Annotated in this window: 14 protein-coding genes; 5 read left to right on the forward strand and 9 right to left on the reverse strand. The window is 68.4% G+C overall.

Features of this window, described 5'->3' with window-relative positions:
* Positions 1–93: 93 nt before the first annotated feature.
* The 3 genes from HDA44_RS31945 to HDA44_RS31955 all read right to left on the reverse strand — a co-directional run bounded on the left by HDA44_RS31945 (position 94) and on the right by HDA44_RS31955 (position 2014).
* Positions 94–438, reverse strand: coding sequence for a hypothetical protein (locus HDA44_RS31945; protein ID WP_184840827.1), 345 nt, complete (start codon positions 436–438; stop codon positions 94–96).
* Positions 439–684: 246 nt separating this feature from the next.
* Entirely contained in the window at positions 685–903 is a 219-nt protein-coding gene (locus HDA44_RS31950; RefSeq protein WP_184840829.1) for a hypothetical protein, read from the reverse strand.
* Positions 904–976: 73 nt separating this feature from the next.
* Positions 977–2014: a LacI family DNA-binding transcriptional regulator gene (locus HDA44_RS31955; protein WP_184840831.1), complete on the reverse strand. Its 1038-nt coding sequence runs from the start codon at positions 2012–2014 to the stop codon at positions 977–979.
* A 111-nt stretch (positions 2015–2125) separates the two neighbouring features.
* Between HDA44_RS31955 and HDA44_RS31960 the strand changes: the two genes are divergently transcribed.
* The gene (locus HDA44_RS31960) at positions 2126–2848 is read left to right on the forward strand and encodes a copper homeostasis protein CutC (RefSeq protein ID WP_184840833.1); all 723 of its coding nucleotides are present in this window, start codon (positions 2126–2128) and stop codon (positions 2846–2848) included.
* Positions 2845–3117: a DUF4031 domain-containing protein gene (locus tag HDA44_RS31965; RefSeq protein WP_184840835.1), complete on the forward strand. Its 273-nt coding sequence runs from the start codon at positions 2845–2847 to the stop codon at positions 3115–3117. Before HDA44_RS31960 ends, HDA44_RS31965 begins: the two co-directional genes overlap by 4 nt.
* Positions 3118–3132: 15 nt before the next feature.
* Here HDA44_RS31965 and tuf read toward each other — a convergent pair whose 3' ends face one another.
* From tuf to HDA44_RS31985, 4 genes are all read right to left on the reverse strand, one after another.
* Positions 3133–4320, reverse strand: a complete 1188-nt coding sequence (gene tuf, locus HDA44_RS31970; protein ID WP_184840837.1) for an elongation factor Tu — start codon at positions 4318–4320, stop codon at positions 3133–3135.
* Positions 4321–4635: 315 nt separating this feature from the next.
* Positions 4636–7035: a hypothetical protein gene (locus tag HDA44_RS31975; protein ID WP_238352595.1), complete on the reverse strand. Its 2400-nt coding sequence runs from the start codon at positions 7033–7035 to the stop codon at positions 4636–4638.
* 155 nt (positions 7036–7190) lie between these two features.
* Complete coding sequence (locus HDA44_RS31980; RefSeq protein ID WP_184840839.1) at positions 7191–9440, reverse strand: outer membrane protein assembly factor BamB family protein; 2250 nt, start codon at positions 9438–9440, stop codon at positions 7191–7193.
* A 97-nt stretch (positions 9441–9537) separates the two neighbouring features.
* Positions 9538–9849 (reverse strand): ArsR/SmtB family transcription factor, encoded by a 312-nt coding sequence (locus HDA44_RS31985; protein WP_184840841.1) that lies wholly within the window; start codon positions 9847–9849, stop codon positions 9538–9540.
* Between the two features lie 88 nt (positions 9850–9937).
* Between HDA44_RS31985 and HDA44_RS31990 the strand changes: the two genes are divergently transcribed.
* Genes HDA44_RS31990 through HDA44_RS32000 form a run of 3 tightly spaced genes read left to right on the forward strand, consistent with a single transcriptional unit; the run spans position 9938 to position 13584 of the window.
* Complete coding sequence (locus HDA44_RS31990) at positions 9938–11128, forward strand: MFS transporter (protein WP_184840843.1); 1191 nt, start codon at positions 9938–9940, stop codon at positions 11126–11128.
* A 30-nt stretch (positions 11129–11158) separates the two neighbouring features.
* Positions 11159–12169 carry a hypothetical protein gene (locus HDA44_RS31995; protein ID WP_184840845.1) on the forward strand — a complete coding sequence of 337 codons (1011 nt, stop codon included), beginning with the start codon at positions 11159–11161 and terminating at the stop codon, positions 12167–12169.
* Positions 12166–13584: a hypothetical protein gene (locus tag HDA44_RS32000; protein WP_184840847.1), complete on the forward strand. Its 1419-nt coding sequence runs from the start codon at positions 12166–12168 to the stop codon at positions 13582–13584. The genes HDA44_RS31995 and HDA44_RS32000 overlap by 4 nt, the downstream gene beginning before the upstream one ends.
* A 25-nt stretch (positions 13585–13609) precedes the next feature.
* Here the strand turns inward: HDA44_RS32000 and HDA44_RS32005 are convergent, their stop codons facing one another.
* Entirely contained in the window at positions 13610–15625 is a 2016-nt protein-coding gene (locus HDA44_RS32005; RefSeq protein ID WP_184840849.1) for a HelD family protein, read from the reverse strand.
* 36 nt (positions 15626–15661) lie between these two features.
* Positions 15662–16456: a phosphatase PAP2 family protein gene (locus tag HDA44_RS32010; RefSeq protein ID WP_184840851.1), complete on the reverse strand. Its 795-nt coding sequence runs from the start codon at positions 16454–16456 to the stop codon at positions 15662–15664.
* Positions 16457–16462: the final 6 nt, after the last annotated feature.

The following is a 16462-nucleotide window of genomic DNA, read 5'->3' on the forward strand; positions in this document are numbered from 1 at the left end:
CCCCAGCGCCGGGACAACCGGTCTCAGGTCAGCCGCCCCAGCGCCGGGACAACCGGTCTCAGGTCAGCCGCCCCAGCGCCGGGACAACCGGTCTCAGGTCAGCCGCCCCAGCGGAGCGACCGTGATCCCGGCGCGTTCGCAGACCCAGTGCGGGTCCGGGCCGAGCTCCGGCTCGATCCGGAGCTCGTGGTCCTGAAGGTCGTCGCAGGCCGTACACCGCGGCCAGCGGATGCCGGAGTCGACCAGGCGATCCTGCACGTCCTGCGCGACCAGCCCGGCGATGTGCTCCGCGCCGTCCGGCCACTGGTCCAGCCACCACTGCCGTCCCGCGACCGCGTCCTCCAGACAGGACACCATCACGGGATCGTTGAACCCCCGGGCGGCGAGGTCGTGCAGCACCATCGCCCGGGCAGTCAGCAACACCCCTGGCTCACTCATCCCGTACAGCGTGCCAGACCCCACCGACAAAAACGCACCGCCCAACCCCGGCCCCCAACCCCGGCGCCCAGCCGCGGCGCCCAGCCCCGGCGCCCAACCCTGGTGCCCAACCCTGGTGCCCAACCCTGGTGCCCACCGCGCCGAACGCCGCCGGCCTCCGGCCATTTGAGTTGTTAACCTCCGCGGCTGCCCCTTCACCCCCGGCAGGCAGGAGGTGAAGGGGCAAGCCGCGTGGTTAACCCCTTATCAGCCGGCCACGGTTTGGCAGGTGGGGGTGGGGTCGATGCGGTTGGCCAGGCGGAGTTCGCGGGCGGCGGCGGTGCGCAGGACGGCGCCGATGCGGGCGCGTGCGGCGAGCGGGCGGCGCGGCGGCTCGTACTCCTGCTGGGGAGCGTTCGGCAGCGCCGACTGGGCGAGGTTGCGGGCGTTCTCGACGGCGGTGTTGCCGGGGATGAAGTACGTCATGGTTCTGCTCCCTCCGGAGAGCGTGGTTGATCGCCCCGGGAACCGAGCGGTCCCAGGGAGGTTTGTGTGGTTGTCAGCGCTTGGGTGCCGGACCGCTGCTGGATCGGACGATCAGCTGGGTCGGCAGCAACAGTTGGCGTTCGGTGCTGGCCGGGTCGAGCAGGATGCGCCCGACGGCGCGCCCCTTGTCCTTGATCGGCTGCCGGACCGTGGTCAGTCCGACCGCCTCCGCGGCCGGGATGTCGTCGAACCCGGCCAGGGTCAGGTCCCGTCCGGGTGTCAGCCCGCGGACCTTCATCGCCTCCAGCGCGCCGAGTGCCTGGACGTCGCTGAGCCCGACGATCGCGGTCGGCCGGTCCTGCGAGTCGAGCGCGTACTCGGCACCGCGCCGCCCGGACGCGATCGCGTTGTGGCCACCGGAGACGATCCGCAGCCGGGCGTCCGGCATCGTCTTCTGCAGGCCACGAATCCGCAGCTCGCAGTCGGTGTAACCGACCTCGTCCAGGGTCAGCTCGACCGGCCGGCCGCCGGCCGCCTGGGCGTTGTCGACCAGGACGACGACCTCCCGATGGCCGAGCCGGGCCAGGTGCTCGCCCAGCTGCGCGGCCGCCTCCAGCTCGTCGATCGCGACCCAGGACAGCGACGGGTGGTCACCGCGGTCGGTGGAGACCGCCGGGATGCCACGGTTGTCGAGGATCTCGAGCGCCGGGTGACCGCCCGGTACGCAGAAGATCGCCGCCGCGTCGATCGCCGCCTGCTGCACGGCGTTGCTGCCGCCGGTGATGTCGGTCGAGCTGAGCGGCATCAGCAGCAGGCTGGTGGCGAACTCCTCGGCGACCTCGGCCAGCCCGGCCAGGAAACCGACCGCGTACGGGTCCGAGAAGGCGTAGGCCAGTTTGTCGGTGAACAGCACCCCGACCGCACCCGCCTTGCCGCTGCGCAGTGCCCGTGCCGCCGCGTCCGGCCCGGCGTACCCGAGCTCGTGGGCGGCGGCCAGGATCCGCTCGCGGAGCGCGACGGACAGCTGATCGGGCTTGTTGTACGCGTTGGACACGGTCGACGGCGACACGCCGACGGCTTTGGCCACGGTCTTCAGCGTCACTCCGGCCATCCCGCTCCCTCCTCATCTGTATCGTTCTTCTAAATCGATCTAGAAAAACGATACAGAAGCCCGCCGCGGAGTGCAACACGAATTCCGCGAATCTGCGAGAGGATGATCCCCATGGGTTCGTTGCTGGAGATCATCGCGCTGCATCCGGCGGACGCGGAGGCGGCGCAGGAGGGTGGGGCGGACCGGCTTGAGCTGTGCGCCTCGATGGAGGCGGACGGGCTGTGTCCGTCGGTGTCGACCGTCAGTGCCATTCGCCGGGTCACCGACCTGCCGTTGCGGGTGATGCTGCGCGTGGAGAACTCGTTCACCACCAACGGCGCCGACCTGAACCGCCTAACGGCCATGGCGCAGTCCTACTTGTCAGCCGGGGCAGATGGCTTCGTACTGGGGTTCCTGACGCCCGACAACCAGGTTGATGTCGATTCGGTGGCCGCACTGGTCAGTACGTTCGCCGGTACGCCGTGGACGTTCCACCGGGCTATCGACGCAGTGCTGGAGCAGCAACCAGCTTGGCGCGCACTACGCGGCCTGCCCGGGCTGGACTGTGTACTGACCGCCGGATCCTCTATCGGGGTCAGCCACGGGCTGGACGACCTGTGCAAGCTGGCGAAGGAGGACCCCGCCGTAGCCAGTGTGATGATGGCTGGTGGTGGACTGCAGCCGGAGCATGTGCCGTGGCTGTTCCAGAGTGGCGTACGCCGTTTCCACGTCGGAACGTCAGTACGCCAGGACGGGTCGTGGACGAAGGCGTACGTGAACTCGCGCTTCGTCCGGTCGTGGCGCAACCTGCTCGATGCCCAGGACGCCCGCGACGCCCAGGACGCTCGCGAATGATTCTGATCGACCCGCCCGCCTGGCCGGCCTGGAACCGGGTCTGGTCGCATCTGGTCAGTGACGAGTCCCATGACGAGCTGCACGCGTTCGCGAAGGCGGCCGGCATTCCGGTGCGTGGATTCGATCGGGACCACTACGACGTACCCAGTGACCGGTACGACGACCTGGTCGCGGCTGGTGCCGTGCCGGTGTCCAGCCGGGAGCTGGTACGCCGGCTGATCGCTGCCGGACTGCGGCACCGAAAGCAGCCCCCGACTCAAGGGTCTTGAGCCGGGGGCCGTGCTTCAGTCGAGCAGCTCGGTCACGGTGCCCGCGGCGACGGTGTGGCCGCCCTCGCGGACAGCGAACCCGAGGCCGACGTTCATCGCGATCGGCTTCTCCAGCTCCACGTTCAGCTCGATCGAGTCGCCCGGCATCACCAGGTTGATCTCACCCAGGTCGATGCCACCGGACACGTCGGTCGTGCGGAAGTAGAACTGCGGCCGGTAGTCCGCGGCGAACGGCGTGTGCCGGCCACCTTCGGCGGTGGACAGCGCGTGCAGCGTGGCCCGGAACTTCCGGTGCGGTCGCACGCTGCCCGGCAGCGCCACCACCTGGCCACGACGGACCTCGTCGCGCTTCACGCCACGTAGCAGCACCGCCGCGTTGTCACCCGCGTCCGCGGACTCCAGCGACTTGCCGAACGTCTCCAGACCGATCGCCGTGGTGGTCACGGTCGGGCCGAGGCCGACCACCTCGACCTGGTCGCCGAGCTTCAGCGAACCACGCTCGACCGCGCCGGTGACCACGGTGCCGCGGCCGCTGATGGTGAGTACGTTCTCGATCGGCATCAGGAACGGCTCGCCCAGCTCACGGTCCGGCACCGGTACGTAGCTGTCCACCGCGTCCAGCAGTTCACCGATCGCGGCGGTCCACTTCGGGTCGCCTTCCAGCGCCTTCAGCCCGGACACCCGCACAACCGGCACGTCGTCACCCGGGAAGCCGTACTCCGCCAGCAGCTCCCGGACCTCCAGCTCGACCAGGTCGAGCAGCTCCGGGTCGTCGACGGTGTCCGCCTTGTTCAGCGCGACCACCAGGTACGGCACGCCTACCCGTTGCGCGAGCAGCACGTGCTCACGCGTCTGCGGCATGGCGCCGTCCTGCGCGGAGACGACCAGGATCGCGGCGTCCACCTGGGCGGCGCCGGTGATCATGTTCTTCACGTAGTCGGCGTGCCCGGGCATGTCCACGTGCGCGTAGTGCCGGGTCGCGGTCTCGTACTCGACGTGCGAGATGTTGATCGTGATCCCGCGCTGCATCTCCTCCGGGGCACGGTCGATGCCGTCGAAGGCGACGAAGCGGTTCACGCTCGGGTCGCGCTCCGCGAGCACCTTGGTGATCGCGGCGGTCAGCGTGGTCTTGCCGTGGTCGACGTGACCCATCGTCCCGATGTTGAGGTGCGGCTTGGTCCGCACGAACTGGCTCTTGGCCATGAGTGTTTCCTTTGCAGTCAGAAGATTCGCTGTGAGCCAGGACCCTCCGGGCTGCCCTCCGCGGCTGTCACCCGCACGGAGGGGGCCGGTGAGCGACCACCCTCCTCCGCGGGTCCCGCGCTGCAGGAGGAGGGTCAGATTCGCGTGCCGGCGAAGACTGCTGAATCAGCTGACGCGGCCCACGTGGGAGCGCCCGTCAGGCCGGTGCCTGACAGGTCGAACTCGAAAACCACGCGGAACATGCGGATCACGGTAAAGGTGAACGTCGCCGCCGGCAACTTGATTCCCGGCGTCCCGTAGCTCCGGCCAGGACTGCTAGTTCAGTGCGAAGAGGCGGGAGCCGTCGGAGAAGACGGGCCGGGCCGCGGCGACCGTGACGGCCGGCTTGTCGCAGGTGACGTCCTCGGACTTCACTACCGGCTCGGCGTTCGTACTGGGCAGGATCTGCCTGGCCTGCACGCCAGTAGTACCGATCATCACGGGGGAGCAGCTGCCGTTGGGCTGCGGCATCAGCGTGACCACGCGCCCGTCCGGGAGCAGTCCGAACCCGTTACGGGGGTACTCCGGTTGCTGCAGCTTCGGCGGTACCGGCAGCAGATGGTGCCACTGCGGAGTCCCGTCCGCGGGGCTCGACGACGACACGTCGTACGTCTGCGGCTGCCCGGGGTCGTTTCCAGTACGGCAGGTGATCAGTACGAGTGAGGCGTGCGTTGCCGCGAGCTGCGCGTCACAGGAGGATGCTCCGAGTCGCGGGCGTGGTGTGCCTGGTACGGGCGTGGTCCAGATGATGCGGCCTTCGCTGACATCCACTGACCACTGGTACAGCGTTCCGCCGGCCGCACCGGTCCAGATCAGCCCAGACACCTCACGGGTGTCCGGGACTGCAACCAGCTCACCGACCCAGGTGGACGGGTCCAGCTCCGCGCTCAAGTCGATCCGGCTACCCAGATCGACCTCCCAGCGCTGGGAGCCGGTCTTGACGTCCAGTCCGCGTACGTCGGCGCCGTTGCCTGCGCAGGCGTCGACCACTACGGCCTGGTCGCCAACAAGTACGCCCTGGGTCACGTTGCAGCGCACCTGCGCTCGCCAGTGCGTCGGACTGCTCACGCCGTGCGCCACGACGAAGTTGCCCTCCGCCACCAGCAACTGGTTCTCGTCGACTGCCAGTGCGGTCCCGTCGGTGTGGACCTCGGTCAGTACCTTCCCGCTGACCGCATCCAGCACGGCGTACGTGGGTAGGTCGATGCCCGCGGGTTCGCGGTACTGCGAGCGGGGCAGGTGCGCCGCGATCGTACGACCGTCCTGTGACACCAGCAGGCCCTTCACGCCGCTGGATGCCGCGTCCTGGACATCTGCCCGCGAGTACCGCCAGCGGATCTGACCGGTGGCGGCATCTGACATGACTACGCCGTCGGACCGCAGTTCGGCGACACCACCTGCGGTGCCGGTGATGGCGCCGGTTGCTGGTACCTCACGGCTCCACGCCAGCGTTCCGTCGAGCTGTACGGGCAGCTGGGTCGGTTCGATCGTGGTGGTCGTACTGACAGTGTTGGCAGTCTCCAGCCGCGCTTGTACGAACGGCTCGCCGGCTGACACCACGATCCACGCGAGCAGCGCGCCACACACGGCAGTCGCACCAACGCCCAGCCACCGCGGAGGTGCCTGGGCGTACGGCGGTGCGAGCCGCAACCGTCTAGCCAAGGCCAACAACGCACCGGCAAGTACTAGCGCAACCGATGCAAGCAGGAGGTACGGCCAGCGCTCCGACATCGCCGCACCCGGCTGTGCGGCCGGCCAGCGCCACCAGCACACACCGATCGCGATCAGCCCAATCACGGCGAAGACAATCGCCGGGACAGTGACCAGCCGCTGCTGCGCCCGCCGGAACCATGCACACGTCAGTCCGGCAGCCAGTGCCGTACCAGCGATCGGCGCCCACACCGGATAGCTGCCAACGTCCGAAGACTCCACCGGCCACTTGGCTGCGGCACCGAGGCCACGGCCGAGCAGAACAGAGGACGCGACGACCGCGCCGAGGGCTGCACCGAAGTAGATGACCGGAATCAGCCCGCCGATCCTCCGGGCCGCCCTAGGGCCCAGCGAGTCGACCTCCCGGGCCAGGTTCTCCCTGGCTGGTCGTTCCCACTCCGCGTGGCCACGCGGGGTCGTATACAGATCGGTTTCGCTCAGACTCTGCAGGAACGACATCCGGCCGCGGGCGAAGTCCCGGTCGGCGACATGCGCGTACTCCGCGCGGATGCCGGCCGCGTACTCGTCGTACCGCGCCTGCGCGAGGCTCAGGATCCGCAGGTCGGCGTCGCACAGCACGGCGCCGTTGCGGTCGTCCGGAGCGCAGTCGTGCTTCGCGGTCAGCCGGACCAGCCGGCCGATCTCCTCGACCTGGCCGGCCGGCAGGCCGGCTGCCGCCAGCTCGAGCTCGGCCAGCTGGGCCGAGACCTCCTCGTTCTCGCCGGGGTCGGCCCGCGGGTCGTAGATCGCGTCGTGGAACCAGGCCGCCAGCCGGACCGTGTCGGCGTCCTCGGCGTGCTCGGCCAGCTCGTCGACGGTCGCCAGCACCTCGGTCAGGTGCTGCTGGTCGTGATAATGACGATGTTGCTCTGCGTAACGAGCCAGCAGGTCGTCGCCCAACGGCTGCGCGTGCGGCAGCAGGCGATTCCACTGGTCGCGCAGGTCCATGGCTATGGAGTCTGACATCGGTTGGGAGCCTGAAACGAACGATTCGGCCTTCCTGGAGAGGGTCGTGGCCAAAGCGATATCGGCTCGTCACCTGACCGCTTCGCGACCTGCGGCGCACGTCACACTCTGAGACGGGCGAACGAGTTGCGAGACGCGCCGGCTACGCAACGTCACTAACGTAGGGCGATCACCGTGTCCGAACCGGAAGTCAGGACCAGGTTGCCGATGGCGCGCGGATCGCGGCCGCAGACGATCCCGGTGGGCAGCCGGACCTGCCGGAACCCGGCCCGGCTGATCACGTTCGCCAGGCAGCCGGCGCCGGCCGGGCTCAGCGAGACCACCCGGCCGTCCGCGGTCACGGCGACCTTCTCCCGCGGACTGACCGGAGCCACCGTCTGCCAGGCTGTCTGTCCGGTGTTCGCGTCGATCGCGGTGACGACGGTCTTGCGGCTCTCCCGGCTGCTCCGGCCGGGGCAGTCGACGACGATCAGGTACTTGCCGGAGGCATTCAGCAGCGTCCGGCACGCCCACGCCTTCGGCACTGCCCAGCGCCAGCGAATGTCACCGGTCCGGGGCTCGATGGCGGTCAGAGCAGCCGGGGAGTCGGAGTCACCACCTGGCTCCGCCACGACCACCAGACCGGCCACGACGACCGGCCGCCGGTACGTGTCCACCGCTGTCTTGGTCCACAACGTCTTGCCGGACTGTACGTCAAGCGCGGTCAGCTCGTCCGGTTTGTCGTCGCACGTGTGGCTGACGAAGCTGAGGACGGTCTCGGCGGTCGCAATCGCACCTACCTCAGTGCAGGCGCCTGGCTCGAAGGTCCAGCGTTCGTCGCCGTCCGGGTCGACGCCATGCAGCTTGCCGGAGCGTTCGCCGGTCAGCAGTGGCTGTGACTGCTGGATGAAGCGGTCGCGGGTGTGACTTGGCCACGCGGCCTTGCGGCGACCTGTGTTCGCGTCGAGCAGTAGGTAGCCCACATCGGAGAACTGAGCAAGTACGTAGTCGCCGTTGCCAGTTGCCGCGATCACTGGCTTCTCGTCGGAGTCGGAGCGGCTGTAGCGCCAGCGGAGTGCACCGGTCGCGGCGTCGAGCATCTGGACCACACCACCAGGCCGCGGTACGGCGATCCCGTACCGGGTGCCGATCGCCTCTTCGGCGCCGGTGCCCAGTACGGAGTCGCTGACCCAGGCGACCGAGCCGTCGAGCACGGAAGGACTGGACTTGCCGGCAGTGCGCGGTGCGCCTTCGACTCGTTCATTGGAGCTCAGTACGTAGCCACGTGACAGTGGCTGGATGAGCAGCAACAGGACGAGGGCCACTGCGATCGGTACGGCGAGCCAGGCGAGCTGCTGACCGAGGTTGCGCGCCGGGAGATAGCGAGCGGTCTTGGTACGGAGCAGTGAGGCGACCAGTGCGGCAGCGGCGGCAGCAAGTAGTAGAAGCAGTGCGGAGATGAGGAGCGGTACGCGAAGACCGACGCCAACGGCTGCATTGGTCGTCGGTACCTGGGCCCAGGCGATGAGCAGTCCGGTCACGGAGATCGCCAGCACGGTACCGGCGATCAGGCGGGCGCGCTGACTGGCGCTGCGAGCGCAGCGGAACAGTACCGGCGTGCTGAAGAACGAGAGGACAGCCAGCGCGACCGTGGGCCAACCCACTTCGTCCTGCGCGGCGGGGATCTGCCAGGAAGCACCTGATGCGGCAATGGCTACAACGGCTGCTGCTATCGCAGTGAATGTTGCCGTGGCAGTCAGTGCGGCTTGCTGCCATCCGCGCCAAGGTGCGGGGAGTTCGGTGTCCAGTCCGGCCAGCTCGGTTTCCAGGTTGACGCGGGCGACCGGACCGAGACGCTGGCGTGCCAATTGGGTTCGGTACAGGTGTCCGTCGAGCAGGTCGCGTACTTCGTCGTACCGGTGCTCCATCGCCCCTTTGCGGTCGCTGGCATCGCGCCGTACCTCGGACGTGTGGACGGCGTACCGGCTGGGGTCGGCGGCGAGGATGGCGTTGACGGCGTCGAGCAGCACGTCGCCGTTGGCATCACGGCGCGGTGGCGCGTACGCATCCGGTGGCGGCGTGGCCAGGTCGCCGGTGAGGCGGATCAGCCGGGCCACCTCGGCAATCCGGATCGACGGGACGCCGTACCGGGGCAGGAGCTGTTCGGCCAGGTGCGCCGACGCCTCGGCGTCCTCGGCCGGTGTACCGCCCGGGTCGTGGACCGCGCGGTGGAACCAGGCCGCGAGCCGGACGCTGGCCGGGTCGGTGGACAGCTGGATGAGCGAGTCGAGTGCCGTCAGGACGACACCGAGGTACTGGTCGCGGTACGCGCGCCGGTTGCGCTCGACGTACCTGGCGACCAGGTCGTCCGCGAGCGAGGCAGAGCCGGGCAGCAGGTCGTCCCACCGCGCCCGGAGTTCCACCACTGCATCAGTTTGCCAGCAGCACCTCTACAACCAGCCCACGATCACCCCACCACCAGTTTGCGGTTGGCGTGCGGCTTCACCCGCTGTGTGCGTTTGGTTACTGCTTGGCGGACAGGATGCCGGTCAGCAGGCCCGGGTAGAGCGCTTCGAGATCCTCGCGCCGGAGCAGGCTGATCCGGCGGGTGCCGTCGGTGTGGGTGGACAGCACGCCGGCTTCGCGCAGGATGCGCAGGTGGTGCGCGCGGGTGGACGCGGTGACCGGCAGCTCGATCTCGCCGCAGCAGACCCCGGCCGGATTGTCGGCCAGTGCACGCACGATCGTCAGCCGGACCGGCTCGCCCAGTGCCTGCAGCACCGACTCGACCCGGATCTCATCCCGCTCCGGCTGTGGCAGGACTTTTGTGGCCATGAATCCATAGTACGACCCCCGTCGAACTTCGATGATCTTCGTAGTACGATGACGATCGAATTAATGACTTCGTCCCGGAAGGTCTCCGATGTCCGCACGGATCTACCTGCTCGGTGCCGGTGCGTTCGCGGTCGGCACCAGCGCGTACGTCGTGTCCGGTGTACTGCCCGACGTGAGCTCCGAGCTCCATGTCTCGCTGACCGCCGCGGGTCAGCTCGCGACCGCGTTCTCACTGTCGTACGCGATCGGTGCGCCGATCCTGTCCACGCTGACCGGCCGGTGGGAGCGCCGTACCCTCCTGATCGCCGCACTCGTGCTGGCCGCGCTGGGCAACCTGATCGCGGCGCTGGCCGTGAACTACCCGATCCTGATCGTCGGACGGATCGTGGCCGCGTTCGGCGCCGCCGTGTACACCCCGGCCGCCACGCTGTTCGCCACCAGTCTGATGCCGCCGGAGAAGCGTGGGCGAGCCGTCGCGATCGTGTTCGGCGGTCTGACGTTCGCACTGGTGCTGGGCGTACCGGCCGGCACTCTGCTGGGCCCGACACTCGGCTACAAGGGCGTGTTCGCTCTGATCAGCGCAGTCGCCGTACTGGTCGCCATCGCCGAGCGGGGCGTGCTGCCGAAGGTCGAAGCGCCGCCAGTCGTCAGTCTGCGGGAGCGCTTCGCCGGAGTGGCCGACCGGCGCGTGCAGATCATCCTCGCGATGACGGTTCTTGCTGTCCTGGCCGCGTTCACGGTGTACATCTACATCGTGCCGCTGCTGAAGCACACCGCCGGTCTGACCGGCAAGGTCACCAGCCTGCTGCTCCTGATGTACGGCGTGGGTGCCGTCATCGGCAACTTCCTCGGTGGACGGATCACCGACCGGTTCGGCAGCCTCCGTACCCTCTTTGTGCTGATGGCGGCCATCACTGTCGTACTGGCCACGCTGGACGTCACTTTGACGACGGCAGTAGGTGCTGGAGCCGCCCTGGTGGTCTGGGGCATGCTGACCTGGGCGTTCAACCCGCCGGTCCAGAGTCTGCTCATGGAGCTCGGTGGTGGGCTGTTGATCTCGCTGAACGCATCTGCCATCTACCTGGGCGCCGGACTGTCCGCTGTGGTCGGTGGACTGGTCATCCAGACCCTCGGCGTCGGGTACTTGCCGGTGCTGGCGTCCGCACTGTCTCTGGTCGTGGTCGGCCTGGTCTACCTGCTCTGGCGGGACTCCAGCCTGCAGCAGGTAGAGGAGCTGGAGCGCGACGAGGGCATCTACGTCACGGCCACCGCTGACTGACGAGGACCAGTAGTACGGCAGGCTTCTGCCATGCCCCTGCTTGCCGGCGTGCTGCTGCTCGCCTCGACCCTGCTCGGTTCGAGTGACCCCACTCCTGTCATCGACGGCTGGAAGAACTCGCCGGTGTACGTCGACGCGACGCAGCGGTCACTGGTACCGGACAAGGACGCCGCCGCACTGGCCGAGCGGGTGAACGGGCACGACCCGGCGATTCACATCGCGGTCGTGCCCGCTGCCGTACTCAACGACGGTAGTACTGACATCAGTACGGCTGCCCACAGGTACGTGGACAAGCTTGTGGATGAACAGCGTGCCGACGGCATCTACCTGGTGGTGTTCGGCGGTGCGATCACGTGGGGGAGCGCGGTCGGCACCGACACCCCGATCGCGGACATCCTCACTGACGAGCTGGGTAAACACAGCCGATCCGATCCGGTCGGCACCCTCAACGGTGTACTGGACCAACTAGCCGTACCGAAGACATCCAGCGGTCCACCTGGTTGGTTGTGGCCGTTGCTCGTCGTGGTGGTGCTCGTGGTAGTTGGCGTACTGGTACTGCGCTGGTGGAAGTCCCGCCCGGCCAAGGACAGTGGCCCGGCGTTGTACCGGCCGTCGTACGACGTGCTGCCCGACGAAGTCGACTCGTTGGCGGAGCGCCGGGCCGCCGCGCGTGAGGACGTGACGCGCTTCGGCGAGGAACTGGATTCCGCTGACGTGCGTCTGGATGGCGTGAACACCACGGCGGACGTACAGGCGGCACTGGACGCGTACGCCGATGCGGGCCGCGTGGTCGATGGCGAACCGGACGACGACAAGCTGCGGACGGTTCGTGCCACGGTCGAGTACGGGCGCTGGCGGTTGGCCTGTGCGCAGGCCGCGGTTGCCGGCACGCCTGCACCGGCTAGGCGAGCCGCCTGCTTCTTCGACGCCGCGCACGGCACGTCCGTGACCGACTGGATGTACACGCCTCCCGGCGGACGGGCACGGGAGGTTCCGGTGTGTACCGCCTGTCGGGACCGGCTCTCGGGAGGAGCTCGATGAAGCGTCTGCTCGGTGCCCTGGCGATCGTCATGCTCTGGGCCTTGCCCGCACTGCCGGCGCACGCTGCCGGTGACCCGGAGGGCTATCTGAACACCGTCGCCGGTCACCTCGGCGACGCGGGCGTCTGGGTCGACCCGGCGGTGAAAGGGCTGACCAGCGCCGAGACTGCTCGTCTCGACGCGGCGGCGAAGCGCGCGGCCGCGCCGATCCGGATCGCGGTCATCCCCGCGGCCGCGATCAACACCTCCGACAACCGGTACTACGTGAACCTCGCCTGGGACGGTGAGGAGATCGCCGACCAGTTGTACGACCGAGTCGGTGTCGAAGGCGTGTATGCGGTCCTGGTCGACGCGACGTCGGAGAGCGCGGGTCGCGGGTTCCATGCTGTTCAGCGCGCCGACAAAGGACCGACGTACCACGTGGGCGACGCGGTGGACCAGGCGGTCGACTGCTGTGCGCCGGACTACGAGTCGATGCTCGAACGGTTCATCGAGCGCGCGCAGGTAGTGGACAAGCCGTTCTACGTCGACGCGGCGCCCTACGCCGGTACCGCGGCCGGGGTGTTCGGTCTCTGGTACGGCATCAGCACACTGGGCGCCCGCAGAGCCCGCCGGCAGGACGAGAAGTCCCACCTGAACGTCGTGAAGCCCCTGCTGAACGAGGAGATCATCGCACTGTCCCAGCAGGTCTCCGCACTGCCGACGACCTCGGACGCGCAGCAGTCCAAGCTGTCCAAGGATGTGCTCGACACCGTTGAGAAGGCACGGCATCGGCTCGACGAGGCCAAGGGCGATGCGGACGTCGAGGCGGTGACTACCTTGCTCGGCTCAGCTCGCTACGGCCTGGTCTGTCTGGATGCTGTCCGCGCGGGCGAGCCGATCCCGGAGCCGACGGCACCGTGCTTCTTCGACCCCCGGCACGGCCCCAGCACGACGGAAGTTGACTGGAGACCGGAAGAAGGCACCATGCGCCCGGTCAGTGTCTGTGCGGCCTGCAAGCAGCGCGACGAGGCCGGGGAGAAGCCAGAGATCCGGATGGTGAAGGGCTGGCAGATCGAGCGGCCGTACTGGGAGTACGCGGAGGACCTGGCCGCGTACGTGGACGGCTACTGGTCACGTGGTGACGGGAGCCAGTGGTGGTTCCCCGATTCGGACTTCCGTCGCCGCGGCGACGAGATGCGGTCACGCTGGCGTTCTCGCCGCGCCGGCGCGCGCTTCAGGCGGTTCAGCTCGAGTATCGGCAACTCGGTCGGTGAATGGTCCACATCGTCCAGCAGCAGCTCCGGCAGCGACGACGGCGGCGGCTGGTACGGCAGCTCGAACCGGCGTGGCTCCTGGTCGTCGCGGACGCGGTCCAGCGGTGGCGGCTCGTCCCGGCGCTCGTCACGCCGGTCCGGCGGCTCACGCGGCTTCTAGGTGGCGTAGCACGGTTCGAGTCGGCTCACGCGGTTTCTAGTACGGCAGGCAGGTCCTCGCTGTGCAGTACGGCCAGTGAGGTGACCGCACGGGTCAGGCAGACGTACAGCCGGCGCAGCCCGGTCCGTTCATCCGCTTCACCGGCGACGATGCCAGCAGGCTCCACCAGCACCACGTGGTCGAACTCCAGACCCTTTGCCAGCGACGCCGGTACGACATCCAGGTGCGCGTCCACATCGTCCTCGTCTCCCAGTACGGAGTACGCGACTCCCTCGCCCTGCAACGCCTTCCGGGTAGCTGGTACGAGAGCATCCGGAACGATTAGGCCGATCGAGCCGAGCCGCTCGGACACGTCGTGCACAGTACTGACCGCCGCGGCGAGACTGTCCGGTACGCGGGTGATGGTGAGCTCACCACGTGCCCGTCGTACCGCCGTCGGTGGTTTGAGGTGCGGAGCGATCGTCGGGAGGAGACGGGCCGCGTACTCGATCACCTGACCCGGGACCCGGAAACCGGCAGTCAGCTCCTCGGTGTGGGCGCTGGTCTTGCCCAGGTGCTTCAGTGCCTCGTCCCAGGACGGCGTGGCCCACGGAGTGGTGCCCTGGGCGATGTCACCGAGGACAGTCATCGACCCGGTCGAGCAGCGGCGGCCGACTGCTCTGAGCTGCATCGCGGACAGGTCCTGCGCCTCATCCAGTACGACGTGGCCGAGTGACGGCGTACGGTCGACCAGGTCGGCGATCTCGTCGATCAGCGTGGCATCGGCAACCGACCACTTCGCCGCCCCGGCCGAGCGCGGCACCTTCTCCCAGCTCAGTAGCGCCTGCTCCTCGTCAGTGAGGATGCCGTCGGCGTGTACGGCCAGCAGCTCGCGGTCCGTGAACAGCTGGAACAGCAGCTTGGCCGGATCTACAGCCGGCCACAGTGCATCGGCGTACTGCTTCACTGGCCGGCTGCGCGCGACCGAGTCTTGTACGCGGTCGTCCGGTGAGTCACCTGCCGCCTCCATCCGCAGCAGCACCGCATGCGCCAGTCGCTGCGGCAGCATCGCGCGCCCGGCCCCGTACCGGATGCCGCGGTTGCGGAGCTCGTTCACCAGCTCCTCCGCCTGGTACGCGGCGACTCGCCAGCGGTGCGCACCACGTGGTACGACCAGCGACTCGTCCGGCAGCTTCACGTGCGACCAGACAGCACGGTGCAGTACGTCGGCCATCCGCGCATCGCCCTTGAGCACGTCGACCGCCGCGGGCCCCGGTCCGGCGATCTTGACCCGCGCGACCATCTCCTCGACAGTCGTCTGCTTCGCCTCGATCTCACCCAGCGCGGGGAGTACGTCGCCGATGTACCGCAGGAAGCTCGCGTTCGGTCCGACCACCAGTACGCCGGCCCGGCTGAGCTGGTCGCGGTACGCATAGAGCAGGTACGCCGCGCGGTGCAGGCCGACCGCTGTCTTACCGGTACCCGGGGCGCCCTGGACGCAGATGGTGTCCTCGACGCCGGCCCGGACGATCACGTCCTGTTCCGGCTGGATGGTGGCGACGATGTCGCGCATGGGGCCGGAACGCGGGCGCTCGATTTCAGCGTCCAGGATGTCGCTGTGCTGGTCGGCCGCGCCGTCGGCGGTCAGGTCCTCGTCCTCGAACGCGGTCATCTCGCCGTGCGTGAAGCCGAACCGGCGGCGTACGCCCACGCCCATCGGCTCGGTCTTGCTGGCCCGGTAGAACGGCACCGAGATGTCCGCGCGCCAGTCCACCACCAGCGGCTCGCCCAGCGCGTCGTTGACGTGCCGGCGGCCGATGTGGAACGTCTCCTCGGTCGGCTCCAGGTAGTCCAGCCGCCCGAAGAACAGCGGTACGTCCGGGTCGTCCTCCAGTTCCTTCATCCGCCGGAAGATGGCGGCCTGCAGGAACTCCTGGTTGACCCGGTCCGCGCTGTGGATCTCCAGCGCGCCGGTCTTCTCCCGCATCAGCGCCAGCGCCGACCGAGAGGTCTTCAGATAGTCCTTCTCGGCCTGAAGGGTGTCGGACGTGTCTGAGGGCATGCTGAAACCTCCGGCGAGTAGGGGAGCCCAGCCACGTTACTTGAGCACTCTGCGCGGTGGAACCGAATTACGGGCCAACGGCCGGTAGGCGCGCAGTCCCGGACGGAGCAGGAACGGCAGGCTGGCCGCCAGCAGGAGCAGCGCGACGATTCCGTCGAGCCAGTAGTGGTTGGCGGTCACCACGACCACGCCGAACGTGATGAGCGGGTGCAGCAGCCACAACCAGCGCCACCGCGACCGGGTGATCAGGACCATCGACAGCGCGATCAGCGCGGCCCACCCGACATGCAGGCTGGGCATGGCGGCGAACTGGTTCACCGGACCACCGGAGTGGTCCGGACCGTAGACGGACTGGTCGTACAGCAGCCCGGTGTCGACGAAACCGGGCATCATCCGCGGCGGCGCCAGTGGGAACAGGATGTGACCCACCGTGGCCAGCGCAGTCAGTGACACCATCGTCCACCGGACATGCGGGTACGCCTTCGGCCGCCAGATGCTCAGCCAGAGCAACACGATCGCAGTGAGCGGGGCGTGCACGCTCGCGTAGTACAGGTTGGCGCTCTTGAGCAGCTGCGGGAACTGCATCGCCCACTGCTGGATCGACGCCTCGTTCGGCAGGTGCAGCCAGCTCTGGAGCGACAGCACCTCGTGCGCATGGCCGAACGCGGACCCGGTATGCCGGGCCGCGATCTGTCTGCCCAAGCTGTAGATCAGGAACAAGGTCGCCAGCAGTACTGCTTCCCGCACTACTCGCCAGACGACCTGTGCCTTGCGTTGTCCTTGTTCTGTTTCCCCACCAAGCCCCACCGGCTCCAGTGCCTGCGTCCCCATAGCTTT

Origin of the sequence: Kribbella solani (assembly GCF_014205295.1) — a bacterium.
In the GTDB taxonomy this organism is placed as follows: Bacteria; Actinomycetota; Actinomycetes; order Propionibacteriales; family Kribbellaceae; genus Kribbella; species Kribbella solani.

What these genes read in the sequence shown, in the direction of transcription:
- HDA44_RS31945 (WP_184840827.1), bottom strand. Translation starts at nt 438, where the DNA reads ATGAGTGAGCCAGGGGTGTTGCTGACTGCCCGGGCGATGGTGCTGCAC.
- HDA44_RS31950 (WP_184840829.1), bottom strand. Translation starts at nt 903, where the DNA reads ATGACGTACTTCATCCCCGGCAACACCGCCGTCGAGAACGCCCGCAAC.
- HDA44_RS31955 (WP_184840831.1), bottom strand. Translation starts at nt 2,014, where the DNA reads ATGGCCGGAGTGACGCTGAAGACCGTGGCCAAAGCCGTCGGCGTGTCG.
- HDA44_RS31960 (WP_184840833.1), top strand. Translation starts at nt 2,126, where the DNA reads ATGGGTTCGTTGCTGGAGATCATCGCGCTGCATCCGGCGGACGCGGAG.
- HDA44_RS31965 (WP_184840835.1), top strand. Translation starts at nt 2,845, where the DNA reads ATGATTCTGATCGACCCGCCCGCCTGGCCGGCCTGGAACCGGGTCTGG.
- tuf (WP_184840837.1), bottom strand. Translation starts at nt 4,320, where the DNA reads ATGGCCAAGAGCCAGTTCGTGCGGACCAAGCCGCACCTCAACATCGGG.
- HDA44_RS31975 (WP_238352595.1), bottom strand. Translation starts at nt 7,035, where the DNA reads ATGTCAGACTCCATAGCCATGGACCTGCGCGACCAGTGGAATCGCCTG.
- HDA44_RS31985 (WP_184840841.1), bottom strand. Translation starts at nt 9,849, where the DNA reads ATGGCCACAAAAGTCCTGCCACAGCCGGAGCGGGATGAGATCCGGGTC.
- HDA44_RS31990 (WP_184840843.1), top strand. Translation starts at nt 9,938, where the DNA reads ATGTCCGCACGGATCTACCTGCTCGGTGCCGGTGCGTTCGCGGTCGGC.
- HDA44_RS31995 (WP_184840845.1), top strand. Translation starts at nt 11,159, where the DNA reads ATGCCCCTGCTTGCCGGCGTGCTGCTGCTCGCCTCGACCCTGCTCGGT.
- HDA44_RS32000 (WP_184840847.1), top strand. Translation starts at nt 12,166, where the DNA reads ATGAAGCGTCTGCTCGGTGCCCTGGCGATCGTCATGCTCTGGGCCTTG.
- HDA44_RS32005 (WP_184840849.1), bottom strand. Translation starts at nt 15,625, where the DNA reads ATGCCCTCAGACACGTCCGACACCCTTCAGGCCGAGAAGGACTATCTG.
- HDA44_RS32010 (WP_184840851.1), bottom strand. Translation starts at nt 16,456, where the DNA reads ATGGGGACGCAGGCACTGGAGCCGGTGGGGCTTGGTGGGGAAACAGAA.